The following is a 26,968-nucleotide window of genomic DNA, read 5'->3' as shown; positions in this document are numbered from 1 at the left end:
TGCTGATATGGCTCAGTTGGTAGAGCGCACCCTTGGTAAGGGTGAGGTCCCCAGTTCGACTCTGGGTATCAGCACCAATTATACAATTAAGTAAAAAGAATTTGCCTGGCGGCAAGAGCGCAATGGTCCCACCTGAACCCATGCCGAACTCAGAAGTGAAACGTTGTAGCGCCGATGGTAGTGTGGGGTCTCCCCATGCGAGAGTAGGGAACTGCCAGGCACCAAATCAAGTAGAAGGCCCTGTCTGATGACAGGGCCTTTTATTTTGCGTGTAATATAAGCAGAAAATGGCTGAAAAGGCCGGATTTTCTCTGCTGAACGTCAGAAGGCCACCCGGAAGGGTGGCCTTTTTGCGTTTAATCCTCCGTAAAACGGCGACTAAAACCGGCCGGAAGCTGTTTTCTGTCCTTTTTATCGCGCAATCCATCGTCTTTTGCGAAGCGTTGCTAAACTAAGCTGAAACATTTTCATCATTGACTAATCATTCTCGACTTTTCTGCAGACCCACGTTAGTCTTGGCTGTCTGGATGTCTAAACGTTTATATGGTTAAAAAAGGTGTCAGGTAATGCCAATCAGAGTGCCGGATGAACTCCCTGCAGTAAATTTTTTACGTAATGAAAATGTCTTTGTCATGACCTCATCCCGTGCGCTGGTGCAAAATATCCGGCCGCTAAAAATTCTGATCCTTAACCTGATGCCCAAAAAGATAGAAACTGAAAACCAGTTTCTGCGCCTGCTTTCTAACTCACCACTGCAGTTAGATATTCAGTTACTGCGGATTGATAACCGTGAATCCAGAAACACGCCAACAGAGCATCTGGACACGTTTTACCGTAATTTCGCCGATATTCGTGATGAAAACTATGATGGTCTGATTGTCACCGGCGCGCCGCTGGGGCTGGTCGACTTTGATGATGTGGCTTACTGGCCACAGATCCAGCAGGTATTACACTGGGCGAAAGATCACGTTACTTCCACGCTGTTTGTCTGCTGGGCGGTTCAGGCGGCACTGAATATTCTTTATGGTTTACCTAAAATAACCCGTCAGCAAAAGTTATCGGGCGTCTATCAGCACAGCCTGGTACAGCCGCATGCATTACTGACCCGGGGATTTGATGACCAGTTTCTGGCCCCTCATTCACGCTATGCCGATTTTCCGACGGAAATTATCCGCGAACATACGGATCTGGATCTGTTTGCTGTCTCCGAAGAGACCGGAGCCTATCTGATGGCAAGCCGGGATAAGCGTCTGGTCTTTGTGACCGGCCATCCGGAGTATGATTCACATACCCTGGCCGACGAATATTTGCGGGACATCGGTGCCGGGATTGATTCGCCGCTGCCTTATAATTATTTTCCGGGCAATAATTGTCGCCTGACACCGCAAGCCAGCTGGCGCAGTCATGGGCATCTGCTGTTTTCAAACTGGCTGAATTATTATGTTTACCAGATAACTCCGTATGATCTGAAACATATGACACCCACCCTGGATTAATCCCTCCTTAATAAGCGAAATCAGGCGCAGATGAGCCTTAGGGAATATTTGCGCCGCTGAAATATTTGCCGGCGGCCAGCAGGGTCTCCTGATCCTGGCCAGCGGAGTCCCGCCGGAGCGTCCGCCAATGTGTCTCAGCCATTCACATTATGCATCCTGAGTCCATGGACCGGGTTAACCGGCATCCGTCAGGATCGCTGTGGCGGTGTGCCGCCGTCTTGCTTAACCCGGCCGTGTCAGCCTTGCGGTGAGTTGCGGCCGGGCTTGCGACTTCCGGACCGACAGTTCACCGTTTACCACGGTATTTTACCAAATGCAGATTCCGGAGGTGACGGTAAGAAGTCTGCCAGTACCATAGCGACCGCCAGTAAATCTGCACTGCCGCCGGGGCTTAGCCGCCGCAGAATAAAGTGACGGTCCATTTCCTCCAGTTCAGCGACTCCCCAGGGGGCCATCAGTGTCTGCTGCGCAGAGTGGCGTACGTACTGCAACCCCTCTATCCCTCCCCGTGAAACCAGGTTACTGTCTGCATTGACGGCCATCAGCCTTAACAAAGCATTATGGTGTTGCCGGTCGCCGCTTTCCTGGTGCCAGTAAGGCAGCACATACCGGCGGACGGTAAGAAACCCGCTTTCTGCTTCTCCTCTGGCACCGGTCAGGGAATACCGTTGATAGAGCCTGGCCCCCGCAGATGGCGTTACCTGACCGGTGGCCAGTTCACGAGCGACAATGCCCTGGCAGATAGCGCTGGTTTCCTGGCACAATGCTGTGGTGCTGAGGGGCTCTTTCCGCCCGGCTAAGCGGCCGGCCGCACAACAGAGCAGTCCCAGAGAAAATATCCCTCCCTGATGGGTATTGATCTGTCCGGTAGCAGAAAACATCGCTTCTTCACACGCCAGTCCTGCGGGCCGTAGCAAGGACAACTGACTTTCCGCCGGCAGGAAAGCCTGTCTGTATCCCAGTTGCTCAAATACCGTTAACCACGGGGTAATCGCACGGATACTCTTCATGAACAGAGCGTGGTCCATATCATGGTGGGCACCGTTATTATTACGGTCAACCAGTCCGGGCTTGGGTGTCAGGTCCAGCTCGCACCGGAGTGCGGCGATCACTTTTTCCGGCAGCGCGGTGACCGGAGAACTAATTGCGGGTAAACCAGTCATTAATGATCTTCTCTACACTGGCCAGAACTTCTGCCCGGGAATGGCATTGTGAACGGGAGCAACAGGCTGCAGGTTCATTGCATACGAGGCATCTGCGGCTATGCCGGTTCAGTGATTGCCTGCCGACAGGGCCGGCGACCGGACAGATAACATCAAAGTCCCAGAGCCTGCCCAGCGGATGAGTCTGTTCAGTCTCAATCAGCTGTGCTTTCAGCTCCGGTGCCGGATGATCGACGCACCATAAGGCTTCCGGTCCGGTCGGCAGCCAGTTCACTTCTCTGGCGATAACCGGCCAGCCATGACTCCGCAGCCACTGGTCACACACCTGAAGTGCCACTCCCATGATATTTTCATAGCGGGCACTGGTTTTCAGCGGGCCCGGCGTGACCAGAGTCAGAGAAATGAGCGGCCGGGAATAACGGTCTGACCATTCTGTCTGACGTTGCGCGCGCTTTTCTTTAGCCAGTAACATGGCTTCCAGGCTGACAGCCGTCCGGATAGTCCCCCGGGTCACCATAATTACTCCTCCCGCAGTATCTGACGGACCACATCGATGACACTACCATCACGGTAGTGGATGATGCCGACCACCTTATCGGTAAATTTTATCGGCTGTGGCTCGCCGCAAATCAGTAATGCACGCTGCCACAGATCTTCAATAGACAGGATATCCATCCCCGCATCAATAAGACGACGGCGGAGGTCCGGGCGGGCAGGGTTGACGGCTATCCCATGGTCAGTGACCAGAATATCGATGCTTTCACCGGGGGTGACCCGCGTGGTGACGTGTCTGACCACTGTCGGGATACGGGTGCGGATTAAAGGGGCGACAACAATGGTCAGGTTCGCGGCTGCAGCAACGTCACAATGCCCTCCGGAGGCTCCGCGCATCACACCATCAGACCCGGTGATCACGTTGACGTTAAAATCGAGGTCGATCTCCAGTGCGCTGAGGATCACTACATCCAGCTGGTCACAGCTGGCACCTTTACTGGCCGGATTGGCGTAGACATTGGTGGATATTTCGATGTGCTGAGGATTACGGGCCAGCGATCCGGCGGCCTGACTATCAAAGCACTGAGTATCGAGCAGCTTTTCGATCAATCCTTTTTCATGAAGATCCACCAGGCTGCCGGTGATCCCGCCGAGAGCAAACCGGGCATGGATCCCCTGTGCGGCCATTTTATCCCCCAGGAACCGGGTACAGGCGGTCGCCGCAGCCCCGGAACCGGTCTGCATAGAAAATCCGGGCGTAAAATAGCCTGAATGTTCAATGACATCGGCGGCACGACGGGCGATCAGTAATTCACGGGGATTTCCCGTCATCCTTGCCGCGCCGACACCGATCTTTGCAGGATCGCCGACACAGGCGGTACGGACAACATAATCCACCTGATCCTGCAAAATACTGGCCGGTAAATTCGGGTAGGGCAGCAACTCTTCGGTCAGCAGTATCACTTTGCGTGCATAACGGGCATCCGTCATTGCATAGCCAAGTGAACCGCAGGCGGAATGGCTGCCTGTGCCACGGGCATTGCCAAATTCATCACAACCGGGAACCGCCAGAAATGCGACATCAATCGTGATCTCACCGTCCTGCAGCAGTTTGACCCGCCCGCCATGTGAATGGATATGAACCGGGTTCTCCATCAATCCGTTGGAAATGGCTTCTGCCAGCTTACCGCGCATTCCTGAGGTATAAACAGAGGTGATGACCCGCTGGCGGATCGGTTCAATCAGCGGTGCATTGCAGCTCATCAATGAACTGGATGCTAAGGTTAACTCCCTGAAGCCCAGAGAAGCCAGTGTGGCCACCACATCATTAATGACTTTATCCCCTTCGCGGAAGGCATGATGAAAAGAGATGGTCATCCCGTCCTTCAATCCACTTCGGCGTATTGCCTCCTCCAGTGAGCTGCAGAGTTTTCGGGTTCTTTTTTCCCGGGCGTCAGCAAGCCAGGGCGTGGAAGTATTGGCACCGCTGAAAGGGGCAGAGTGGTCAGTGCCGGAAAGGCTATCGATAGCATTCATTCTCTCATCCTTAGTGATATAAACCGGAGGCAGCAGCACGTTCAAGGACGGTCTGTGCATGGTTGATGATAGGGGCATCGATCATTTTCCCGTTCAGGGAGACCACGCCCAGGCCCTGTTTTTCCCCTTCACTGGCCGCTTCAATCACCTGTTTCGCCTGTTCCACTTCCTGCGGGGTTGGGGTAAATGCCTGATGTAGCAGGGCTATCTGACGGGGATTGATCAGTGATTTCCCGTTGAATCCCATCCGGCGGATCAGGTCGGTTTCTTTCAGGAAACCTTGTTCATCGTTGATATCGGACCAGACCACATCAAAAGCATCAATGCCGGCGGCCCGGGCAGCGTGAAGTACTGCACAACGCGCATAGAACAATTCGGTACCGTCGCCCCGTTCGGTCTGCATATCCATGACATAATCGAAAGCTGCAAGCGCAATCCCTATCAGTCGTGGTGAACTGCGGGCGATGGCCACGGCATTAATCACTCCGGTCGCGGACTCTATCGCGGCCATCAGGCGTGTCGACCCAACCTGGCGCCCGCAGGCCTTTTCGATGGCTTCGAGATGAGTCTCCAGCGCGTAAATATCTTCCGGCGAATCTGTTTTGGGTAGCCGGATCACATCCGCACCAGCGTGTACGGCAGCATGAAGATCCTTAAGTCCGAAAGGGGTCGTTAATGCATTAATGCGGACAACTTTCTCTATATCCCGATACATCGGATGCTGTAATGCGTGAAAGACCAGCAGACGTCCCGCATCTTTTTCATGAACCGATACGGCATCTTCCAGATCAAACATGATGGAATCCGGACGATAGATAAATGCGGTGGAAAGCATGGCAGCACTGGTGCCAGGCACAAACAGCATACTGCGACGAAGTTTTTTCATAACAGTTTCTCCGGGTCCAGTGCAGTGACTTCTGCGGCACGTAATACGGCGCACTGTATCCGTGCGCGTAGCACACAATCGAGAGCGCCTTTATCCTCGATAATGACTAATCCGCTGTTTACGCCAAGAGTCGTCAGCGTTTGTACGGCGACCGCATGGATTTGCTGTCCGAACTGCTGCATGACCTCACTGCGGATCACTATCTCTGTGGCGCCGTCGGCCGGGATCACTTTGATCTTTGCATCTCCGGATTCCAGAGTGCCTGCTAACGCCTCTCTGAGAATGTTCATCATTTTTTTCCTTTTTTATTCAGGGTGATACCGGCTGCGCGATATGCTGCGCCTCCAGATATGAAAAGGTGGTCGGGGGGACCTTGTCACGAAGCTGGTCATAATGCCGGCCGGCCAGTAACCGGCGCACTTCTGACGCTGAAACTGCCGTGCCGTCATGGCTGGCGATGCGGGATATTTCTTTCACCGTGACCTTTCCGGCCAGCAGGGTATGCATCGTTTCGTTATAACGACGAGTCGTCGGACAAAAAGGCTCAGAACCGATGTAGCGGTGGGTGATCCCCAGTGCCGGTGCGATGTCATCGCGAAAAAGGATCAGATCGATAGCGCACCAGGCCTGATCGACGACGGGGGTTTCTTTCAGGAAATAGGCAGGGAAGGTGGCCCGTGAAATAATGTAGGGAGACCCGCCATGGACCGTGACATTGGGCAGATGAGCCATCCCCCGGCTGACCATGGTGAGCCTGTCGGCATAAGAAAAGAATGACCCTTCTTCACCGACTAAAAACAGGTGTAACCAGTCACACTGACGTGCAGCCAGTCCGGCGAGGAACTGGTGGCCAAGGGTGAACGGATTCGCATTCATCACTATCGCGGCAATTTTTTCCCCGGGTTGACGGTATTGTGATAACTGCCGACAGTAATGTTGCAGACCCACAGGATTATTCTCCATCAGTACGGCACGATCCCCGTCACGGGCGAGGGGCCAGAAGCCACACTGGCGGAACTGCCCGATGTTCTCCGGACGGGTGCAGAGAAACAGTGGTGAGATTCGGTTCCGCAGCGCGAAGCCTTCCAGTACGGACAGTAACCGGGCGGTCAGATTAATGCCGCGCCAGGGGAGGTCGGTCACTACACATTTGATAATATTGCCGGCGAGCCCGGCACAGCCCGCCAGCCGGTTGCCGACAAAGGCCTCGGCAAAATATTCGATATCGGCGTCGGGTTGAATATGGAAGTTCTGAAGAAATTCGGTGATCCGTTCAACGCGCTGAGTGTGTCCGGCGACGCGGGTGAGACGCAGAGAAAGTGCAGGCTGTAGGTCCATGGCATTCAGGCACTCCTTTTTTCCGTGGAGAACGCTGCCCCCACGGGATCATCGGCGACGGTGTTGATCAGATGGCCGATCTGTTCTATTTCCACTTCTACCCGATCCCCCGCAGACATAAAAAGCGGGGGATGACGTTTTTTACCCACCCCGCCGGGAGAGCCGGTAATAATGACATCGCCGGGACTGAGCCGGGTGAATGTACTGATATATTCAATCAGCCCGGGGATCTTATGGATCATGTGGCAGGTATTATCCTGCTGAACGACGTTGCCGTTCAGCCAGGTTCTGATCATCAGATTATGGGGATCATCTATTTCGTCGCGGGTCGTCAGGCAGGGTCCGAAGCTACCGGTATTACGCCAGTTCTTGCCGGCGGTAAACCAGCTGTGTTGCCAGTCTCTCGCTGAACCGTCCATATAGCAGCTGTAACCGGCAATGTGGCTGATTGCCTGGCTGCGGGGAATATGGCTGCCCCCGACGCCGATAATCACTGCCAGCTCACCTTCGTAGTCAAATTCACTGGAATAATACGGTTTAAGCAGCGGTGTATTATGGCCGGTCTGTGAATCCGGAAAACGAATGAATAAGGTAGGGGCAGGATCCGTTTGCCCGAATTCCTGACGTTTTTCAGCGTAATTCATCCCGACACACAGTATTTTATTCGGATGCTCAATGACCGGTAAGTAATGGATTTCCTGCCCGGTAAAATCGACCTTCTCCCCGTAATATTGCTGGACGGAAGCGAGTTGCCCCGCCTCCAGCAATGATTTCAGGTCCGGAAACCGGAGACTCAGGCGACTGCCTAAATCAATAATCCCTTCCGGTTTCACTATCCCGTAACTGCGGGTTCCCTGGTGCAGATAACTGGCAATTTTCATTTTACGTCCTGCAATACGCGGTTAAATAAGGAAGTTACCCAGAATCAGTAACGACACTGAAACGTTAATGGCCCCCCCGATGCGGGTGGCTATCTGCGCGAATGGCATTAACACCATCCGGTTGCCTGCGGTCAGAATGGCGACATCTCCGGTGCCGCCTTGCCCGCTCTGACAGCAGGAAATAATGGCGACATCAATGGGGTGCATCCCCAGTTTTTTTCCGACGAAGAACCCGGTAGCGACCAGTGAGAGGACGGTACTGATAATGATCAGCAGATTACTCAGCGTGAAGGCATTCACCAGTTCCTGCCACGGTGTGATGGCGACGCCGACGGCAAACAGAATCGGGTAGGTGACCGCGGTCTGAAAAAACTTGTACACCACCTGAGAGCCTGCCAGCAGACGGGGAGATACCCCGTTGATGAGTTTGATAAACACTGCGACGAAAAGCATACCCACCGGGGCAGGTAAGCCGATGTATTTGTGGCCCAGCATACCGACCATATAGAGCAGTACCGCCAGCAACACGCCGGAGGCAAAAGTGGTGACATCCGGCGTGATACTGACCGGCTGAGCCGTCTCTTCGGGTTTACCGGAAAGATCGGAGTTAGCCGAAGACGCGGGCATCAGCTGACCTTCGCCGGTCAGATGCGGGTAGCGTTTACCCAGCTGATTTAAGCAGCCGGAAACTACAATGGCGGTCAGACTACCGAGCATGACCATCGGTAGCACCCGGCCCAGTGCTACACCCTGTTCCATATGCAGTAACGTGGCATAGCCTATCGACAGAGGGATAGCCCCTTCACCGACACCCCCGGCCATAATGGGTAAGATAATAAAGAAGAAAATCTGGAAGGGTTCCAGCCCGAGTGCGATCCCGACTCCCATGCCGACCAGCATCCCTACGATTTCACCGCACAACATCGGGAAAAAGATACGCAGAAACCCCTGGATTAACGTGGTCCGGTTCATACTCATAATACTGCCGACGATAATACAGCAGATATAAAGATAAAGAATGTTGGTGGATTTATAGAAGGTTTTCGTGGACTGAATGACAACGTCCGGCAGTAAACCATAATAAACCAGTGCCGAAGGAATAAAGGTAGCACAAATGGCCGCGGCGCCAATTTTACCGACAACAGGCAGCCGTTTACCGAACTCACCACAGGCGAAACCGAAAAAGGCAAGGGTAGCGATCATCACGACAATCTCACTGGAAAGTTTACCTCCCAGACAATCAATAGTGATAAGAACACCGCAAAGTATAAATAAAGGCAGCGGAATAATACCTATTTTCCACGTATCGAGGATATGCCACCACTTTTCCTTTAAAGACTGTTTCTCCGGCGTAGATACTGAGACATTTTTTATCATCATCATTGCTCTCCTTATTTTTACAGTAAAGTTTGCCGGTGCCGGGGTATCTATATTGTGATAAAGATTTTAATTAGTCCGGAGATTTTATGGCAGTTATGGTTTTTATGGTTTTTAAGGAGTTAATGGATTTAAAAAGGATAAATAATCGGTTTTTTTATTAATTTCTCTCTGTTGATATGTTCTTTTTTTGTTTTAATTTTTTTGATTTTATGTTTATGGTCCTCTGGTTGATTATGATCAGTGAAAATGAATAATTCTCATATAGATAAGCTGTGCAAAAGATCACAAGTTCTTTTGAAAATAAAATGTGATGAAATGAATAATGATATATTACCCGGGGTGTCAGCATACTCTGGCGGACGGGATATGAAACTCTCTTTTCAAATAAAGTTATTTATCTCACTGATTATTATGTTCTTATCATTATTCTCTGTGTTTGCATCGTATTACTATCTGGAGGCGGGGCGACGGGTTTATCAGGAAATGGTCGTACGGACACGGGTGCAATCTGATTTGATCTCCGTCATGCCGGAATTACGTTCTGCAGTAATTCATCGGGATCTTCAGAAAATAAAACGCTTTATGGATAATATCGTTCCGTTGAGTGATGCCAGTTTTATTGTTATCGGAGATAATAAAATAAATCACTTATATCATTCTGTGAGCCAGGAAAAAGTCGGTACTCCGCTGGTGGGAGGCGATAACGATGAAGTCTTACGGGGTAAAACGGTGACCACCTGCCGTCGGGGTGGTTTAGGGATCTCTTTACGGAGCAAGTCGCCGGTGTTTGATGACCAGGGGAACGTGGCCGGGATTGTTTCTGTGGGATATCTGAAAAGTGATATTGATAATATTACATTAAGTAAAGTATGTAACGCCTTTATTATTCTCTTCCTTCTGCTGGTCAGTCTTTTTATATATTGCTGGTTTTTCACAAGGAGTATAAAAAAACAGATGTTCTCTCTTGAACCCAGGGAGATAGGGTTACTGGTCCGGCAGCAAAAAGCGATGCTGGAATCGATCTTTGAAGGCGTGATTGCTATCGATGACCAGTTAAGAGTGATTGTTGTGAATAAGGCGGCTCAGCATTTACTTGGGATAAATGGCACAGGTAATTCCTTATCGGGGAAAAAAGTTCATCAGCTGATAAAACCGGTCTCATTTTTTGACCCGCCGGTAATGCTGGAAAACGATACTCATGATGAAATCTGTCGTTTTAATCAGCTGACCGTTATTGCAAGCCGCGTCCGGATAAAACTGGAAGATAAATTACAGGGATGGGTGATTACGTTTCGTGATCGACAGGAAATCGAGAGCCTGACCACCCGCTTAAGCCAGGTGAACGGCTATCTGGAGAATCTGCGGGTAATGCATCATGAGCAGTTAAATCAGACCACCGTCATCTCAGGGCTATTACAATCCGGCCGCTACCAGGAAGCCATTAACTATATTCAGTTACAGTCTGAACATGCGCAAAGTGTTCTCGATTTTATCTCCGCGCAGTTTGCTTCACCCATGCTGTGCGGCTTGCTGCTGGGTAAAGTGTCACGCGCGCGGGAGAAAGGGGTCGAACTGATTTTTGACCCGACCAGTGAACTGTTACACCCTTTTCATGGGTTGCCGGAATCGGAACTGATCTCGGTGATCGGTAATCTGCTGGATAATGCGATTGAAGCAACCCAGCAGGTCGATCCTTTGCACAGAACGATCGAAGTACTGATCGTCGGAGGGAATGGCGAACTGATCATCGAAGTGGCAGACAATGGTATCGGGATCCCGCCGGCGCTGAAAGATCATCTGTTTGAACGTGGAATAACTTCAAAAAACAGTGAAGGCCACGGTATCGGGCTGTCGCTGATCCATAGCTTTGTCACCCAGGCAGGGGGAGTGATTGAAGTGGCTGATAACCCCGGGGGTGGGACCATTTTTTCCGTATTTATTCCGGAGCGCCCTGCAGATCCGCCTGATCCCTGGTTACCCGGATCAGCTCTAACGAAAGATAACGCTTATGCCTGATGACCATATTGATGTACTGATTGTTGAAGATGAAAATGCCCTGGCGCAGTTACATGCCGGGCTTGTGAATAATTTCCCGTGTCTGCGGGTCATCGGGATTGCTTCAACCCTGCGGCAGGCCGAAGAGATGATAGAACAACGCAGCCCGAAACTGGTATTGCTGGACAACTATTTACCGGACGGACAGGGGATCACATTAATCAGCTCAGCCACGTTCAGCCGCGCTCAGTGTGCCGTTATTTTTATTACCGCGGCCAGTGATATGAATACCTGCAGCCAGGCGATCCGTGTGGGTGCGTTTGACTACATTCTCAAACCGGTATCATTGAAGCGATTAAGCCAGTCACTGGAAAATTTTATCCGTTTCAGCAGGCAGCAACGGGAGTGGAAAATTGTCGATCAGAAGAATGTCGATTCCCTTTACCAACTGCAGGCGAAAAATTTCCGGCAGCGGGAAACGGATAAAGGGATTGAGGAAAATACACTGGCACTGGTACGAAAGCTTTTTACCGATGACCAGTCCTGTCTGAGTGTCGATGATGTGATGGAAGGTTCCGGCCTGAGTAAAACCACGGCCAGGCGCTATCTGGAATATTGTGTCAGAGCACAGTTACTGGGCGTGGAACTGGTTTATGGAAAAATAGGCCACCCCCGGCGCTTATATCGTCGCCGGAAGGCGGGCGACCCGTGACGGATGTCTGCCGCAAAGCCGTGTTCAGGTTTCAACATTGACGCACAGGGCATCATACCGCCAGTATTCATGGTCACAATCGATCACCTGCTGATGCTGGTTCTGATTGATACGGGTGATACAAATCCCCGGGCTGCCTGAGGCAACATTGAGTGCCGGGGCGGAGAATGCTGGCAGAGGGCCAGGCAAAACGGTAAAGCGCACCCCGCCATAACGAATGTTATAGAGCTTTTCATACAAATGCGTCAGGGAAAGGGTGAGGTCTTCCTGAAGCAGACCCGGGAAAAAGGCCGGATTCAGATAATGCTCGACATAGAGCACCGCCCGCCCATCAATCCGTCTTCTGCGCCGGATGCAAAAAAGGGTATCACCGGCCGCGACCTGTAATTGCTGTGCCAGCAACGGGGTCGCCGCGATCTCGCCGGCACTGAGCACTTCGGTATGTGCCTGCCTGCCCTGACGGGCCGCCATTTCGTGAAAATGGCTGCGTAACAGAGGGTTATAGATCAGTCTGGGAGGGGCAATAAACCATCCGCGCCGGAGTTCACGATAAATCTCGCCGCGTGATTCAAGTAAGGCTAATGCTTCACGGAGTGTAATTCGGGTGGTGGAGTATTCTTCACTGAGTTGCCTTTCTGAAGGCAGGCGTCCGTTAATAAACTCATCATTTTTCAGCCTCTTAAATAAAGAGTCCGCAATCGAATCAACTGCTTTAGTGTTTCCGGAGATCACGTGTCAGCCCTGTGTTGGTGCATATCTGCACTTACGGAGTTCATTTTCAGAAGAAAGTCAGGTGTAAATGTTTTTAGCGATCAGCGATACAGCTTGCAGAGTATTGTAAAAAAACAGCTATCACAACGCTGTCATAAAATTTTCATACGCTGTCACTATATTGGCTTGGATTTTGCTGGACTAGACCAGTGAGCTTGTCACTTATCCGCAGGAGCCCGATATGAAAGCCAGTATTGTAACTCTGTTATCAGCCGCTATTTTTCTTGCTCTTCCCGCGGCGCATGCTGCGGACAATAACCTTGCTGCGCTTGAGAAAGCCGCCCGTAGCGAAGGTCAGGTCAACAGTGTTGGTATGCCTGATAGCTGGGCAGACTGGAAAGACACCTGGAACGACATCAGCCGGATGTACGGTATTAAGCATAGCGATACGGATATGTCATCGGCACAGGAACTGGCGAAATTTGCGGCCGAAAAACAGAATGCCACCGCAGATATCGGTGATGTCGGCGCGGCATTTGGTCCGATTGCGGTAGAAAAAGGTCTGGCACTGCCTTATAAGCCGGATCACTGGGATCAGATCCCTGGCTGGGCGAAGGATCAGGGAGGGCACTGGATGCTGGCTTATACCGGTACCATCGCCTTCCTGGTGGATAAACAGCAGGTAAAAGATGTCCCTCACAGCTGGGCGGACCTGAAAAAAGGCAAATATGTTGTCACCATCGGAGATGTCGGGGTGGCGGCACAGGCGGCGAATGGTGTGCTGGCGGCGAACTATGCTCTGGGCGGCGATGAAAAGAACCTGAAACCGGCGCTGACCTTCTTCGGTGATTTAGCCAAACAGGGTCGTCTCGGCTTAACCGATCCGGTGATCGCGAATATCGAAAAAGGGGAGATTCAGGTCGCCGTCGTCTGGGATTTCAACGGCCTGAGCTACCGTGATCAGATCGATAAAAACCGTTATGAAGTGGTCATTCCGTCCGACGGATCGGTCACTTCCGGCTATACCACCATCATTAACAAATACGCTAAACATCCGAATGCCGCCAAACTGGCGCGGGAATTTATCTTCTCCGATGCCGGACAAATCAATCTGGCGCGGGGCTATGCCCGTCCGATCCGTGCGCAATATATAACGCTGCCGGCCGATGTTCAGGCCAAATTGCTGCCTGCTGCAGAATATAAAAACGCACGTCCCATCAAAGATCAGGCTGCCTGGGATAAATCATCGAAAATGTTGCCGTCTCTGTGGCAGCAATACGTGATGATCAATATGCAGCAATAACAGATGATCCGGAGGTCAGCGATGAAAACAATACTGGTGGTTCTGGATGGGCTGAGTGACAGCGTGGCAGGCTATGCAATGGGATATTTACACGCCGAGTGTGCTCAGGGAAACGGCCAGTATTATGCCATTACCTGTGAATTACCCTCCCTGTCGAGACCGCTGTATGAATGTATTCTGACCGGCGTTCCGCCGGTCATCAGCGGGATAATTCATAATGGCGTCTCGCGGATGAGCCATCAGCGCAGCATATTCCATTATGCCCGTGCGGCCGGGCGGGTGACGGCGGCCGCGGCTTACCACTGGGTCAGTGAGCTTTATAATCGTACGCCATTCGATCCGATACGTGATCGCCATACCTCCGATCCTGAATTGCCCGTTCAGTACGGGCACTTTTATTCCGATGACAGTTATCCGGATTCTCACCTGTTTGAAGACGCTGAAAGTTTGCGGGTGCAGCACGACCCGGATTTCTTACTGATCCACCCGATGAATGTGGATGATGCCGGGCATAAGTTCGGGCTTAACTCTTCCCAATACCGAAACCGGGCCCGCAGAGCTGACGGTTATCTGTCGCACTGGATGCCGCAATGGCTGGCAGAGGGGTATCAGGTCATTGTCACGTCCGACCACGGTATGAATGAGGATCATTCACACGGAGGAACACTCCCTGAAGAGACCCGGGTCCCGTTGTTTGTGTTTGGTCAGGCATTCTCACGACAGAAAGATCTTATGCCGCGTCAGACCGAGCTTTGCGGGACGGTGTGTGAAATCATGGGCGTTCCGCATGATAAGCCTGTCTGCCGGGCGTTATTAGCCTCTGCCCGCGGGGAGGAGAAATGAAAGGGAAATACCGGGCCTTACTTTGGCTGTTACCCTTTGCTGTTTTTTATCTGGCTTTCCAGGTGGCACCGCTGGCCTGGGTTGCCGGAAACAGCTTCTGGAGCGATGTCAATAGTCGCTGGGGGCTGGATAATTACCATGACATTCTGACCTCACCGTTCTATCTGCAGGCGATACGTTTTTCACTGGATATTTCGTTCTGGTCGAGTGTGTATGGTGTGCTGATCTCGCTGGTGGCAGGCTATTCCCTGAGTCAGCTGGCAGAAAGTAAACTGCATCGGTTTCTGCTGGCGTTCACCAATATGACCAGTAACTTTGCCGGTGTACCGCTGGCCTTTGCGTTTATTATCCTGCTCGGGCTGAACGGTTGCCTGACACTGATCCTGCGCCGCTACGGCCTGGCAGGGGATTTCCGGCTCTTTTCCCGTGACGGCATGGTGGTGGTTTATACCTGGTTTCAGATCCCGCTTGGCGTGATGTTACTGCTGCCGGCTTTTGATGGACTGAAAAAGGAGTGGCAGGAATCTGCAGCCTTACTCGGGGCCGGGCGTCTTAACTACTGGCGTCTCGTCGCGCTCCCCATCCTCTCACCCGCATTACTCGGGACGTTTGTGATCCTTCTGGCAAATGCCCTGGGGGCTTATGCCACCATCTATGCATTGACCAGCGGTAATTTTAACGTCGTTCCCGTACGGATAGCCGCACTGGTCTCCGGAGACATTTCGCTCGACCCCTATATGGGAAGCGCGTTAGCGATGTTGCTGGTGTTGCTGCTGACGGTGATCACCGTTGTACAGCAGTACCTGGTGCGTCGCAGCTACTTAAACGTTAAACGCAGCTGAAGGGAGTCCCTATGTCTCAGGCTGAAAAACTGTATCACCGGATCGTTTGTTACGGGTTGCTGGTCATCCTGGCGCTTCCGTTACTGGCGACTTTATTTTATGCCCTCTCCCGGGAATGGAGTGACACCATCCTGCCGCAGGGGATAACGCTGTCATGGTTCATTGAGCTCTGGCAGGACCCGCGCTTTCTGACCGCGCTGGGTCACTCGTTAATCATCTGTCTCGGGGCATTAATCTTTTCGCTACTGCTGGTACTGCCAGTGATGTTTGTGATTGCTTACTATTACCCCAGGCTGGATAGCATCATGGGTGTGTTGATCCTGATGCCTTTTGCTGTGCCGCCGGTCGTTTCCTCGGTGGGTCTGCTGCAACTCTACTCCTCGGCACCACTGATGCTGACCGGGACGCCCTGGATCCTGATCGGTTGCTATTTCACTATCGCGTTACCTTTTATGTATCGCGCTATCGCCAACAATATGCAGTCCGTTAACCTGAAAGAGCTGATGGATGCGGCACACCTGTTAGGTGCCGGGACTTTCCGTGCCGCCGTGTTTGTGGTGTTACCTAACTTACGCAAAGGGGTGATGGTGGCGGTGCTCCTGTCTTTCTCATTTCTGATAGGTGAGTTTGTATTCGCTAACATGCTGACAGGCAACAGCTATGAAACTCTGCAGGTGTATCTCTATAACATGCGCAATGGCAGCGGCCATTTTACCAGCGCGTTAGTGATCTCCTATTTCACCGTCATTTTGCTGGTCACCGCCGTGGCCAATCTGCTTAACCGTAAGTGAGGCTCAGCATGGCAACGCTAAACGTAAAAAAACTGAATAAGAGCTTTGGTACGACGTCTGTGTTCCGCGACATCAATTTTACGGCCAATGAAGGCGAATTTGTCACCTTACTGGGGCCGAGTGGCTGCGGGAAATCGACATTACTACGCTGTCTGGCAGGGTTAACCCCGGTGGATAGCGGAGAGATTTTTTTAGCCAATAAAAATATCGTTCACCAGCCGGTTCAGGAGCGCGGTATCGGCATGGTGTTCCAGAGCTATGCGCTGTTCCCGAATATGACCGTTGAGAAGAACGTCGCGTTTGGGCTGAAAATGCAAAAGCTTCCTGCCACGGAGATCCGCCGGCGGGTCTCTGAAGCGCTGGAAATGGTCGAACTGAATGAGTTTAGCAATCGTTATCCGCATCAGTTGTCCGGCGGTCAGTGTCAGCGTGTGGCGCTGGCCCGTTCGCTGGTAACCCGTCCGGCATTATTGTTACTGGACGAGCCACTCTCTGCCCTGGATGCCCGTATCCGTCGTCATTTACGTGATCAAATCCGCCTTATCCAGAAGGAACTGAATCTGACGACGATTTTTGTCACTCATGACCAGGAAGAAGCCCTGACGTTATCAGACCGTATTGTTCTGATGAATAAAGGTAATATTGTACAAAACGGGGGGGCCGAAGAGTTGTATACTCAGCCGGCAGATTTGTTTGCTGCCGGATTTATCGGCAACTACAATTTACTGACGCCGGAGCAGGCAACGCGCTTAACCGGGCAGGTGTTTAGTGAGCATGTGGCTATCCGGCCGGAAACACTGAGTTTCTGCCAGAGCGGCCAGGGGCTGGCCGCGCGGATCCTGAGCAGCAGCTTGCTGGGAAATATCATCCGTTACCGGGTGGAGTGCCAGGGCATTGAATTATCGGTCGATATTCTGAATCGTAGCGATGATGATCTCTATGCAGCCGGGCAGCACATCGGCCTGCTGGTGGACACTGCCGCATTACGGAATGTGGCCTGAAACAGACCGGAGACGAGCTGAACCGGTAAGACGGAGGTTAAGGCCCTGAATGCGATAGCCTGTCCGGAGTGATTGTCAAACTGCAGTGTATCAGACCGGAGGAGATCGCCACGTTTCCGTCACCGGTGGTGGGAATGTGCAGGAAAAGGAGCAACCTTAACGTGTTAACACTCTTAAATTTATTGTCAGCAGTCGCATTACTGGTCTGGGGAACACACATTGTTCGTACCGGTATTATGCGGGTTTACGGGGCTGATTTACGGCGGGTGATCAGCCGCAGCGTGGAAAAAAAGCCTCTGGCTTTTCTGGCCGGTATCGGTGTCACCGCTCTGGTGCAAAGCAGTAATGCAACGACGTTACTGGTCACCTCTTTCGTATCGCAGAACCTGATGGCACTGACCCCGGCGCTGGTGGTGGTTCTGGGGGCCGATGTCGGGACCGCCATTATGGCGCGGATCCTGACCTATGATCTTTCCTGGCTGTCGCCGTTATTTATTTTTATTGGTGTCATCTTCTTTCTTAGCCGCAAACAGACCCGGCTCGGGCAAATTGGCCGAACCAGTATTGGCCTCGGGCTGATACTGCTGGCACTGCAACTGATTGTACAGGCCTCTCATCCCATCACTCAGGCCGCCGGGGTACAGGTTCTGTTCTCCTCACTGACCGGGGATATTTTGCTGGACGCGCTGGTCGGTGCCGTCTTTGCGATTGTCAGTTATTCCAGCCTGGCCGCGGTGCTGATCACCGCGACTCTGACCGCCACCGACGTTATCTCGTTTAAGGTGGCGTTGTGTCTGGTGATCGGCGCGAACCTGGGGAGCGGGCTGCTGGCCATGATCAACAATAGCGGTTCGACGACAGCCGGAAAGCGGGTGGCGCTGGGCAGCCTGTTATTTAAGCTGATTGGCTGCGTTATCATTCTGCCGTTTGTGAATCTCATCGCAAACGGGCTGTCGACCGTGCCGATGAGTAGCTCTGAGCTGGTGATCTCATTCCATGTTTTCTATAACGTCATCCGCTGTGTGGCACTGGTACCGTTCAGCGGCATGATGGCCGGCGTATGCCGGCGACTGATTGCCGACGATGTGGAGCATGATCTGCGTCTGCGTCCGAAACACCTGGATTACAGTATGCTGGATACCCCGGCACTGGCGCTGGTGAATGCGGCCCGCGAAACCCTGCGTATCGGCGATGTGGTTGAGCAGATGCTGGAGATGCTGAATAAGGTATTACAGGGTGAAGTGCGTGAAGAACGCAATATCCGCCGGCTGGATGATGACGTGGATGTGTTGTATACCGCGATAAAACTCTATCTGGCACAGATGCCGAAAGAAGATCTGGCGGCTGAAGACTCCCGGCGCTGGGCCGAGATTATCGATCTGGCGCTGAATCTCGAACAGGCGGGCGATATTATTGAACGGATGTCCGCAGAAATTGCGGCAAAATCTCTGGCCGCCCACCGTCCGTTTTCTTCTGAAGGCGTGCTGGAGCTGGAATCGATGCAGGAACAGTTGCTGAAGAACCTGCATCTGAGCATGTCGGTCTTTATTTCACGGGATATCACCACGGCAAAACGCTTACGGCGAGCGAAACACCGTTTCCGCATTCTGAACCAGCGTTATTCGCTGGCCCACGTTAATCGTTTGCATCAGCAGAATGTGCAGAGCATCGAAACCAGTTCGTTACATCTCGGGTTACTGGGGGATATGAAACGACTGAACTCGCTTTTCTGCTCTGTGGCTTACAGTGTGCTGGAACAGCCGGAGGAGAATGACTCCCGTGAGTAACACGGATGCCGGGTGTACCGGCATCCGTGATATCAGTCTTTGCGGGTAATCGGTTTGCCTGACCAGTACCCCGACAGTAAAGACCCGGAGAAGTTATGCCAGACAGAAAATAATGCGCCGGGTAATGCGGCGACCGGGGTGAAATAGAGTTTGCCTAACGTCGCCGCCAGTCCGGAATTCTGCATACCGACTTCCAGAGCCAGCGTCCTGCAGGTCGACTCATCAAATCCAAACAGCTTACCGCCGAAATATCCCCCCAGCAGACCAATGGCGTTGTGCAGGATCACCGCGGCAATCACCACTAACCCGACAGAGCCGATAAAGGCACGGCTGCCTGCCACCACTGCGCTGATGATCAGCAGAATACAGACCATCGAAAATGCGGGCAGGTAAGGCTCGGCCTTCTTTACCACGCGCGTCGCACTGTGATGCACGATCAGACCCAGGCCGATCGGGATCAGCACGATTTTAATAATACTCCACAGCATGCCGGCAATATCGACCTGAATATGTGTATCGACATACAGCCGTGTCAGCAGCGGGGTAGCGACGACACCGACCAGCGCGGACACCGACGAAATGGTCACCGACAGTGCCACATCACCTTTGGCAAGATAGATCATGACATTCGAGGCGGTACCACTGGCCACACTGCCGACCAGGATCATTCCTGCCGCCAGGTCCGGGGGCATATGGAACAGCTTCGCCAGCCCCCAGGCAGCCAGTGGCATCACAAAATAGTGCAAAAATGTCCCGGCCAGTACGGGGGCCGGCCGGGTGATCACGCGTTTAAAGTCGTCAATGCTCAGCGTCACCCCCATGGCGAACATAATCAGCATCAGTAATTCACTGACCCAGGGGCCGATGGGTAAAAACAGGCCGGGGGTAAAATAAGCCAGCACAGAAAGCAGGATAGCCCAGAGGGGAAACAGGCGGGTGATGTTGGCGAGCATAGCCGGGAGTCCTTATAATTTTAATGTTATTTTTATCATGAGCAGGATTGCCACATAACCAATGCCTCACCGCGCAGTCAGGGAGGCAAAATTTATCATAACATTTCGATCTGAATACAACAGAGGCATCACGGAACTTCGCCGGATGTGCTTTTAAAAGCAGGAAAAACAGAGGATTATCAGGAAATTCAGGGCAGGACTGGTCTGACGCCGCGGAAGGCAGACAGACGGCAGTGGATCATTGCCGTCTGTCCGTCAAAGGCTTAGCCGAAAAGATGTTTATGCAGGGTACGGACGACGTCTTCTGCTTCGTCCGCCGGGATCATAAAACATAGGTTGTGGCTGCTGGCACCATAGCAAATCAGGCGCAAACTAAACGGGTCCAGTACGCCGAACACCTCTTTACCCATTCCGGTGGCCTCTGCGAGATGGTTACCAATCAGGGCGACCAGAGAAAGATTTTCCTCGACTTCCACACGGCAGAGCGATGAGAGCTCAGTGAGTAATCCCTGGGTCAGCAGGCTGCCTTTAGACGAGGTAGAGCCGGTGGTATCCAGCGTTAATGCCACACTGACTTCGGAAGTGGTGATCAGATCGACCGAAATATTATGCCGTGCCAGGATAGCAAACACCTCTGCCAGGAAGCCACGGGCATGCAGCATATTCAGGCTGTGCAGGGTTAACAGCGTCTGGTTGCGGCGTAACGTTACGGCACGGAACAGGGGCTGATGCCGTGTCTGGTTATCGACCAGCGTCCCGCCAGCTTCCGGGGCTTTACTCGACCCGACGAAGACCGGGATATCATTACGTACCGCCGGGATCAGGGTGGCCGGATGCAGCACTTTTGCGCCGAACGTCGCCATTTCAGCGGCTTCTTCAAAGGTGATTTCATCGATACGCACGGCTTCAGGCACAATGCGGGGATCGGTGGTATAAATTCCGGGCACATCCGTCCAGATATCGATACGGCGCGCCTGTAAGGCTTCACCGAGTAACGCGGCGGTATAATCGCTGCCGCCCCGGCCGAGGGTCGTCGTCAGGCCGTTGTCTTCACAACCAATAAAGCCCTGGGTGATCACCAGAGAATCCCGCACCAGGGGAGTGAGCAGGGAGCGGGAAAGCTCCGCGAGTCTGGCAATATCCGGTTCGGCGCGTCCGAAATTATTATTGGTTTTCATTACCTTACGGATGTCAAACCACTGCGCGGGCACATCGCGCTCGCGTAAAATTTCGGTAAACAGCAGGGTGGACAGCAATTCGCCGTGACTGACCATTTCATCGGTCAGTTCTGCTCCCGGGGAATGTGTGGCTTTTGCCGCCAGCAACGCGACATTCTCAATGATACGTTCGATTTCTGTACGGATCACTGCTGCCGAGCGCAAGCGATCGGCAATGGCATACTGTATCTGACTGAGGTTTTTCAATAAAAGCTGACGTTGGTCGTCAGGCTGGCCTTCGGCCAGAGAAACCAGCAGGTTAGTGACGCCGGCAGAGGCAGAAAGAACGACAACTTTTACGTCAGACCGGGACAGGACAATATCAGCGCTACGGTTCATTGCTTCATAATCAGCAACGCTGGTTCCGCCAAATTTAGCAACGATTAATGCGGATTGGGACATGCAAATACAACCTCGGGTCAGGATCTTAGTTCAGGCTTGACACAAGGGTGAGCGGATACAGGCAGACTGGTGCAGCATTAATACAACGAGTCAGCCAGAAGCGCCCCACCTTGTGAAACATTCATCACGAACGCTACGCTACGGTGACAACCCAGAGGATTCAGCCCCTGTGGTCGACATGACAAACACTCCGCATGTTTGTTGCCTCGGCGCCGCTCCCCCTGATATGTCGTCACCGGATACGGATCCTCTGACATACTGCCTGGGCGGCGCGCCTCTTCTGGTCTACGCATCAATACGTAAGAACTGCGTTAGAAATATCGTGTAATGGCCTGAGTGTCAACGGCTATCGGCCTGAGTATCCTCATTTTTTACTAATGCAATCAATGTACACGGCAGCTCCGGAGACTGATCCGTGCCTATCGGCGTCAGCTTTTTATCTTCATTCAGGCTGAATAGAGGAATAACCCCCTGATTTTTATTGAGGTAATCTTCCCAGCCGAAATTTTCGTTCAGTCGGGTCGCTTTTATGGTCGCTCCGGCTGAAATCAAGCGGCTGAGATGACCAAAAGTATACTCCGTGCTAAACAGGGTTTCCTGACGGCGGAAGCGGCTGCTTTCCCGATCGTGCTTACCGCGGGTATTCTGGATATTGCCCGAACGCACGGCAGAGACTTTGTCTTTGCCGAGGATATGACTGAAGTGATAGACCGCCAGCGCATTCTGATGGCGGTTTGACGACATCGCCAGGACCCGCGATGTCATGTTCAGGTCCAGATAGTTTTCCGCATGCTCTGACCAGGCATAGCCATAGTAAGCAGTCAGGCCCTCCATTCGTGCCTGGCGGTAATTTTCCCAGCCATTATCGGTCAGTTGTACCGGTAAGCCCTGTTTCTGTAATGCCTGCGCCAGGGCCCGGGCGACACTGTTTGCCCCGATGATCAGGACACCCCGCGGCTGTTTTTTTTGCACCTGTAACCAGCGCGCAATCGGCAGGCTGGTCAGGCTCTGCAGCACCACCGTACCAATGATGATGGCAAAAACGACCGTCACTAAGCGCTCCGCACCAGGATAGCCATTTTTGGCCAGGGTCAGTGCAAATAACGAACTGACGGCTGCGGCAACAATACCGCGGGGGGCAATCCAGCATAGCAGCAACCGGTCGCGCCAGCTCAGTGAAGAACCGGTCGCCGACGCGGCGATGCAGAGGGGGCGAGCGACAAACTGCACCACCAACAACACACCGACTAACGGCCAGCCCATGCCGGTTAATGCATGGATATCCAGACGTGCCGCAAGAATGATAAATAACCCGGAAATCAGCAGGGCGGAGAGTTGCTCTTTAAATTCAATAATATCCGTCAGGTCGACATCACGCATATTGGCCAGCCAGATCCCCATCACGGTCACCGTGAGCAGGCCGGATTCATCTGCCAGAGCATTCGATAAACCAAACGCGCCCAGCATCATGGCCAGTACGGCAAAGTTCTGCAGATAGCCGGGCAGCCAGACTTTTCGCAGTGCCAGACCGACGATCCATCCGGCCACAATGCCGGCGATTAACCCGACGCCTGCCGTTTTTCCGAGAGTCAGGAACAGGTGTGAATAGGACCCGGCCTGCTGATGCAGCACAATAAATTCAAATACCAGCAGGGTAAAAATCGCCCCGACCGGGTCGATAATAATCCCTTCCCAGCGCAGCACCTGATTAATGGTGTTTTTCGGCCGTACCACCCGCATCAACGGGGCGATGACGGTCGGACCGGTCACGACCGTGACGGCACCGACCAGGGCAGATAATTCGGCTGAAAAGTGCAACAGCAGGTGGCAGGCCACGCTGATGACCAGAAACGTGATCAGCATACCGACGGTCACCAGATTACGCACCACACCGCCCAGTCCGCGAATTTCACTGAACCTCAGGGTCAGCGCACCTTCGAACAAAATTATTGCCACTGATAGTGATACTAAGGGAAATAACAAATTACCGAACAGTAAATCCGGTTGTAGTACATGTGTCGCAGGCCCCAGCAGGACCCCGAAAATCAGTAACGGTAGAATAGCAGGCAGCCGCAGTAACCACGCCAGCCATTGGGCTGCCAATGAACTGAGACCTATAATAACCAATAATAGCGGGGGCGATAACGCCATAAACGTTTTCCTTTCAACAGCAAGAGTCGTCATACTGGGGGTAATCATCCGTCGTGCTGGCTGGTAATTGCAAGCGACGTCGGGGTTTCTGTTTAATCATAGCTTCACTTTGTGGCAATGTAGGGCCAGGATCAGCCTGGCACCGGTGAAGCTTTGTCAAAGCCAGATTCTGAATTCATTAATCAATAAGAGTGTTGTTATGAAAAATATCAATCCGACACAAACTGATGCATGGAAGGCGTTACAACAGCATTTCTCTGACATGAAAGCGGTCAGTATTGCTGATTTATTTGCCCGTGATCCGCAACGTTTCTCAAAATTTTCCGCCACTTTTGATGATCAACTGCTGGTAGACTATTCAAAAAACCGTATCACCGGCGAAACGCTGGACAAATTACTGGCACTGGCAAAAGAAACCGACCTGGAGGGCGCCATTGCCGCCATGTTTGCGGCCGAAAAGATCAACCGTACCGAAGATCGCGCGGTTCTGCACATCGCATTGCGTAATCGCAGCAATACGCCCATCCTGCTGGATGGTAAAGATGTGATGCCGGAAGTCAACGCGGTGCTGGCAAAAATGAAAAGCTTCTCTGAGCGTATTATCAGCGGGGAGTGGAAAGGTTACACCGGTAAGGCGATCACGGATGTGGTGAACATTGGTATCGGCGGGTCTGACCTGGGGCCTCTGATGGTCACTGAAGCCCTGCGTCCTTACAAAAACCATCTTAATATGCATTTTGTCTCCAATGTTGATGGCACACATATCGCGGAGACGTTAAAAACGCTGAACCCTGAGACCACATTATTCCTGGTGGCATCAAAAACCTTCACCACTCAGGAAACCATGACCAATGCGCACAGTGCCCGTGACTGGTTCCTGGCCAGTGCCGGTGATGAAAAGCATGTCGCCAGCCACTTTGCGGCGCTGTCGACTAACGCTAAATCGGTCGGTGAGTTCGGTATTGATACCGATAATATGTTTGAGTTCTGGGACTGGGTCGGCGGTCGTTATTCATTGTGGTCGGCGATTGGTCTGTCGATTGTCCTGTCGGTCGGCTACGACAACTTTGAAAAACTGCTGGAAGGTGCCCATGCCATGGATAAGCACTTTGCAGAAACTCCGGCAGAAAAAAACCTCCCTGTGCTGCTGGCGCTGATTGGTATCTGGTACAACAATTTCTTTGGCACAGAAACCGAAGCGATTCTTCCTTATGATCAGTACATGCACCGTTTTGCGGCCTATTTCCAGCAGGGGAACATGGAATCTAACGGTAAATACGTGGACCGTGAAGGCCATGCGGTAGATTACCAGACAGGACCAATTATCTGGGGTGAACCAGGCACGAATGGTCAGCATGCGTTTTATCAGCTGATCCATCAGGGGACAAAGACCATCCCTTGTGACTTTATAGCCCCTGCGGTGAGCCATAATGCATTAAGCGATCATCACCCGAAATTACTGTCTAACTTTTTTGCACAGACGGAAGCGCTGGCCTTCGGGAAATCCCGTGAAGAGGTAGAAAAAGAGTTCGCCGATGCCGGTAAAGCAGCCCGGGATGTGGCTCACATTGTGCCGTTTAAAGTGTTTGAAGGTAACCGCCCGACGAACTCCCTGCTGCTGCGTGAAATCACCCCGTATTCACTGGGGGCGCTGATTGCACTGTATGAACATAAGATCTTCACTCAGGGCGCGATCCTGAATATTTTCAGTTTTGATCAGTGGGGTGTGGAACTTGGTAAGCAGCTGGCAAACCGTATTCTGCCGGAACTGAGCGGCAACGAAGACGTCAGCAGCCATGACAGTTCGACCAATGGCCTGATTAACCGTTATAAAAACTGGCGTTAATTCAGCGTTGTTGTTCGACAGGAAGCGGCCCCGGGGCCGCTTTTTTTGTTCCTGTGGTCGTGCCGCGGATTAATTATTGTGATATTTATCACGCTATCGCAGTAATGATTCTGACTTCACGAGAATATTTTATTGGCATGTCACGGCCGAGGGAACTGCCCTGTGACAAGACAATAGACGGTAACAGAAGCTCTCAAAATATCTCAGTATTTGGTGCATACCGACATTCACAGATGGTAAGTCAGGCTTATCAGACGTTAAAAGAACCGCCCGGCTATCATGGGCGGTTCTTTTGTCTGTCGGTCACTTTTCGGCGGGTAAGACGGACGTTTTCAAAGATGTTGTCAGACTCTCTTTATCACGGCTGTGACTTACCATCCTCCGGCAAAACCAACGCCAAACGCGCTGTTATGGGATGAATCCAGCGACATATTAACTCTGACGGCGGTTCTTTCTGAGCTTTTAACCTGAACGCCCCCGGCAATAGCCTGCCCGTTGCTGTAAGTACCTGCGCCAATACCATACGATACGTGATAATTATTCAGGTAAGGAATAGACGCAATTGCGGTTACTCCGGCAATACCCGCATTTAATCGATTGTTAGTCTTATTAATTTCGTTATTTAATCTTTTAAAATTCTCATTATTCTGTGAATTTACTGAAGATATCTGGTTATTCGTATAAGTATTCGCCGAATTTAGTGTTTTATCAGCAGTAGTATCAGTGTACTCATTAGCTGATTGTAATGTCCCTTTCGCGGAGTTATCCGTGTAAGTGTTAGCTGACTTCAGGGTGCTTTTTGCCGAGCTGTCGGTGTAAGTATTGGCCGAGCTCAGTGTATTTTTCGCCGAGTCGTCGGTGTAAGTGTTGGCCGAGTTCAGTGTATTTTTCGCCGAGTCGTCGGTGTAAGTGTTGGCCGAGCTCAGCGTATTTTTCGCCGAGTCATCGGTATAAGTATTCGCCGAGCTCAGTGTATTTTTCGCCGAATCATCGGTATAGGTATTGGCCGAGTTCAGCGTGTTTTTTGCCGAGCTGTCGGTATAAGTATTGGCCGCACTCAGCGTTTTATCCGCAGAGCTGTCGGTATAAGTATTGGCCGCGCTCAGCGTTTTATTCGCGGAGCTGTCGGTGTAAGTATTGGCCGAGCTCAGGGTATTTTTCGCCGAGTTATCGGTATAAGTATTCGCCGAATTCAGCGTATTTTTCGCCGAATCATCAGTATAGGTATTCGCCGAGTTC

Annotated in this window: 23 protein-coding genes, 1 tRNA gene, 1 rRNA gene and 1 riboswitch; of the genes, 12 read left to right on the top strand and 13 right to left on the bottom strand. The window is 52.1% G+C overall.

The features are described 5' to 3' along the window. Position 1: 1 nt before the first annotated feature. From JK223_RS16125 to metA, 3 genes are all read left to right on the top strand, one after another. A tRNA-Thr gene (locus JK223_RS16125) sits at positions 2–77 on the top strand. A 27-nt stretch (positions 78–104) separates the two neighbouring features. Next, a 5S ribosomal RNA gene (rrf, locus tag JK223_RS16120) occupies positions 105–220 on the top strand. 346 nt (positions 221–566) lie between these two features. Further along, complete coding sequence (metA, locus tag JK223_RS16115) at positions 567–1,496, top strand: homoserine O-succinyltransferase (protein ID WP_212715164.1); 930 nt, start codon at positions 567–569, stop codon at positions 1,494–1,496. Positions 1,497–1,789: 293 nt separating this feature from the next. Here metA and citG read toward each other — a convergent pair whose 3' ends face one another. Genes citG through JK223_RS16075 form a run of 8 tightly spaced genes read right to left on the bottom strand, consistent with a single transcriptional unit; the run spans position 1,790 to position 9,178 of the window. Next, on the bottom strand, positions 1,790–2,659 hold the full coding sequence (gene citG, locus JK223_RS16110; protein WP_212715163.1) for a triphosphoribosyl-dephospho-CoA synthase CitG: 870 nt from the start codon (positions 2,657–2,659) through the stop codon (positions 1,790–1,792). Beyond that, the gene (gene citX / locus JK223_RS16105; RefSeq protein ID WP_212715162.1) at positions 2,637–3,176 is read right to left on the bottom strand and encodes a citrate lyase holo-[acyl-carrier protein] synthase; all 540 of its coding nucleotides are present in this window, start codon (positions 3,174–3,176) and stop codon (positions 2,637–2,639) included. Before citX ends, citG begins: the two co-directional genes overlap by 23 nt. A 2-nt stretch (positions 3,177–3,178) precedes the next feature. Then, complete coding sequence (gene citF / locus JK223_RS16100; protein WP_212715161.1) at positions 3,179–4,690, bottom strand: citrate lyase subunit alpha; 1,512 nt, start codon at positions 4,688–4,690, stop codon at positions 3,179–3,181. Between the two features lie 10 nt (positions 4,691–4,700). After that, complete coding sequence (gene citE, locus JK223_RS16095) at positions 4,701–5,576, bottom strand: citrate (pro-3S)-lyase subunit beta (RefSeq protein WP_212715160.1); 876 nt, start codon at positions 5,574–5,576, stop codon at positions 4,701–4,703. Beyond that, positions 5,573–5,866: a citrate lyase acyl carrier protein gene (gene citD / locus JK223_RS16090; RefSeq protein WP_212715165.1), complete on the bottom strand. Its 294-nt coding sequence runs from the start codon at positions 5,864–5,866 to the stop codon at positions 5,573–5,575. The genes citE and citD overlap by 4 nt, the downstream gene beginning before the upstream one ends. A gap of 19 nt (positions 5,867–5,885) precedes the next feature. Beyond that, a complete protein-coding gene (gene citC, locus JK223_RS16085) occupies positions 5,886–6,914 on the bottom strand; it encodes a [citrate (pro-3S)-lyase] ligase (protein ID WP_212715159.1) in 1,029 nt (342 codons plus the stop codon). Positions 6,915–6,919: 5 nt separating this feature from the next. Continuing rightward, entirely contained in the window at positions 6,920–7,795 is an 876-nt protein-coding gene (locus JK223_RS16080; RefSeq protein ID WP_212715158.1) for a fumarylacetoacetate hydrolase family protein, read from the bottom strand. Positions 7,796–7,816: 21 nt separating this feature from the next. Continuing rightward, a complete protein-coding gene (locus tag JK223_RS16075; RefSeq protein ID WP_212715157.1) occupies positions 7,817–9,178 on the bottom strand; it encodes a 2-hydroxycarboxylate transporter family protein in 1,362 nt (453 codons plus the stop codon). A gap of 363 nt (positions 9,179–9,541) precedes the next feature. On the opposite strand from JK223_RS16075, the gene JK223_RS16070 reads away from it, so the two are divergent. Further along, a complete protein-coding gene (locus JK223_RS16070) occupies positions 9,542–11,191 on the top strand; it encodes a sensor histidine kinase (protein ID WP_212715156.1) in 1,650 nt (549 codons plus the stop codon). Beyond that, the gene (locus tag JK223_RS16065) at positions 11,184–11,882 is read left to right on the top strand and encodes a response regulator (RefSeq protein WP_212715155.1); all 699 of its coding nucleotides are present in this window, start codon (positions 11,184–11,186) and stop codon (positions 11,880–11,882) included. The genes JK223_RS16070 and JK223_RS16065 overlap by 8 nt, the downstream gene beginning before the upstream one ends. Before the next feature lie 24 nt (positions 11,883–11,906). On the opposite strand, the gene JK223_RS16060 is transcribed toward JK223_RS16065, so the two are convergent. Then, on the bottom strand, positions 11,907–12,611 hold the full coding sequence (locus JK223_RS16060; RefSeq protein WP_371813171.1) for a UTRA domain-containing protein: 705 nt from the start codon (positions 12,609–12,611) through the stop codon (positions 11,907–11,909). A 223-nt stretch (positions 12,612–12,834) separates the two neighbouring features. Here JK223_RS16060 and JK223_RS16055 point away from each other — a divergent pair, with 223 nt between their 5' ends. The 6 genes from JK223_RS16055 (at position 12,835) to JK223_RS16030 (ending at position 19,160) form a co-directional block, all read left to right on the top strand. Further along, positions 12,835–13,896: an ABC transporter substrate-binding protein gene (locus JK223_RS16055; protein ID WP_212715153.1), complete on the top strand. Its 1,062-nt coding sequence runs from the start codon at positions 12,835–12,837 to the stop codon at positions 13,894–13,896. Positions 13,897–13,917: 21 nt separating this feature from the next. Then, positions 13,918–14,739, top strand: a complete 822-nt coding sequence (locus JK223_RS16050) for an alkaline phosphatase family protein (RefSeq protein WP_212715152.1) — start codon at positions 13,918–13,920, stop codon at positions 14,737–14,739. Beyond that, positions 14,736–15,581 carry an ABC transporter permease subunit gene (locus tag JK223_RS16045; RefSeq protein ID WP_212715151.1) on the top strand — a complete coding sequence of 282 codons (846 nt, stop codon included), beginning with the start codon at positions 14,736–14,738 and terminating at the stop codon, positions 15,579–15,581. The genes JK223_RS16050 and JK223_RS16045 overlap by 4 nt, the downstream gene beginning before the upstream one ends. Before the next feature lie 11 nt (positions 15,582–15,592). Next, a complete protein-coding gene (locus JK223_RS16040) occupies positions 15,593–16,372 on the top strand; it encodes an ABC transporter permease (protein WP_212715150.1) in 780 nt (259 codons plus the stop codon). An 8-nt stretch (positions 16,373–16,380) separates the two neighbouring features. Continuing rightward, a complete protein-coding gene (locus tag JK223_RS16035) occupies positions 16,381–17,373 on the top strand; it encodes an ABC transporter ATP-binding protein (protein WP_212715149.1) in 993 nt (330 codons plus the stop codon). 161 nt (positions 17,374–17,534) lie between these two features. After that, complete coding sequence (locus tag JK223_RS16030) at positions 17,535–19,160, top strand: Na/Pi cotransporter family protein (RefSeq protein ID WP_212715148.1); 1,626 nt, start codon at positions 17,535–17,537, stop codon at positions 19,158–19,160. Between the two features lie 32 nt (positions 19,161–19,192). On the opposite strand, the gene JK223_RS16025 is transcribed toward JK223_RS16030, so the two are convergent. From JK223_RS16025 to JK223_RS16015, 3 genes are all read right to left on the bottom strand, one after another. Beyond that, positions 19,193–20,113, bottom strand: a complete 921-nt coding sequence (locus JK223_RS16025) for a bile acid:sodium symporter family protein (RefSeq protein ID WP_212715147.1) — start codon at positions 20,111–20,113, stop codon at positions 19,193–19,195. A gap of 263 nt (positions 20,114–20,376) precedes the next feature. Further along, the gene (gene lysC / locus JK223_RS16020; RefSeq protein ID WP_212715146.1) at positions 20,377–21,732 is read right to left on the bottom strand and encodes a lysine-sensitive aspartokinase 3; all 1,356 of its coding nucleotides are present in this window, start codon (positions 21,730–21,732) and stop codon (positions 20,377–20,379) included. Between the two features lie 90 nt (positions 21,733–21,822). Further along, a riboswitch (Lysine riboswitch) is annotated at positions 21,823–22,020 on the bottom strand. Between the two features lie 51 nt (positions 22,021–22,071). Further along, positions 22,072–23,883 carry a sodium:proton antiporter gene (locus JK223_RS16015; protein ID WP_212715145.1) on the bottom strand — a complete coding sequence of 604 codons (1,812 nt, stop codon included), beginning with the start codon at positions 23,881–23,883 and terminating at the stop codon, positions 22,072–22,074. 199 nt (positions 23,884–24,082) lie between these two features. Here JK223_RS16015 and pgi point away from each other — a divergent pair, with 199 nt between their 5' ends. Continuing rightward, on the top strand, positions 24,083–25,729 hold the full coding sequence (gene pgi / locus JK223_RS16010; protein WP_212715144.1) for a glucose-6-phosphate isomerase: 1,647 nt from the start codon (positions 24,083–24,085) through the stop codon (positions 25,727–25,729). A gap of 371 nt (positions 25,730–26,100) precedes the next feature. Here pgi and JK223_RS16005 read toward each other — a convergent pair. After that, the coding region (locus JK223_RS16005) for a YadA-like family protein (RefSeq protein WP_212715143.1) at positions 26,101–26,968 on the bottom strand (868 nt) is incomplete at its 5' end.

It is taken from the genome of Tatumella sp. JGM118, from assembly GCF_018257515.1.
Classification (GTDB): domain Bacteria; phylum Pseudomonadota; class Gammaproteobacteria; order Enterobacterales; family Enterobacteriaceae; genus Tatumella; species Tatumella terrea.
The sequence above is the reverse complement of the archived record's forward strand: the minus strand, read 5'-3'. Positions and strand labels throughout refer to the sequence as shown.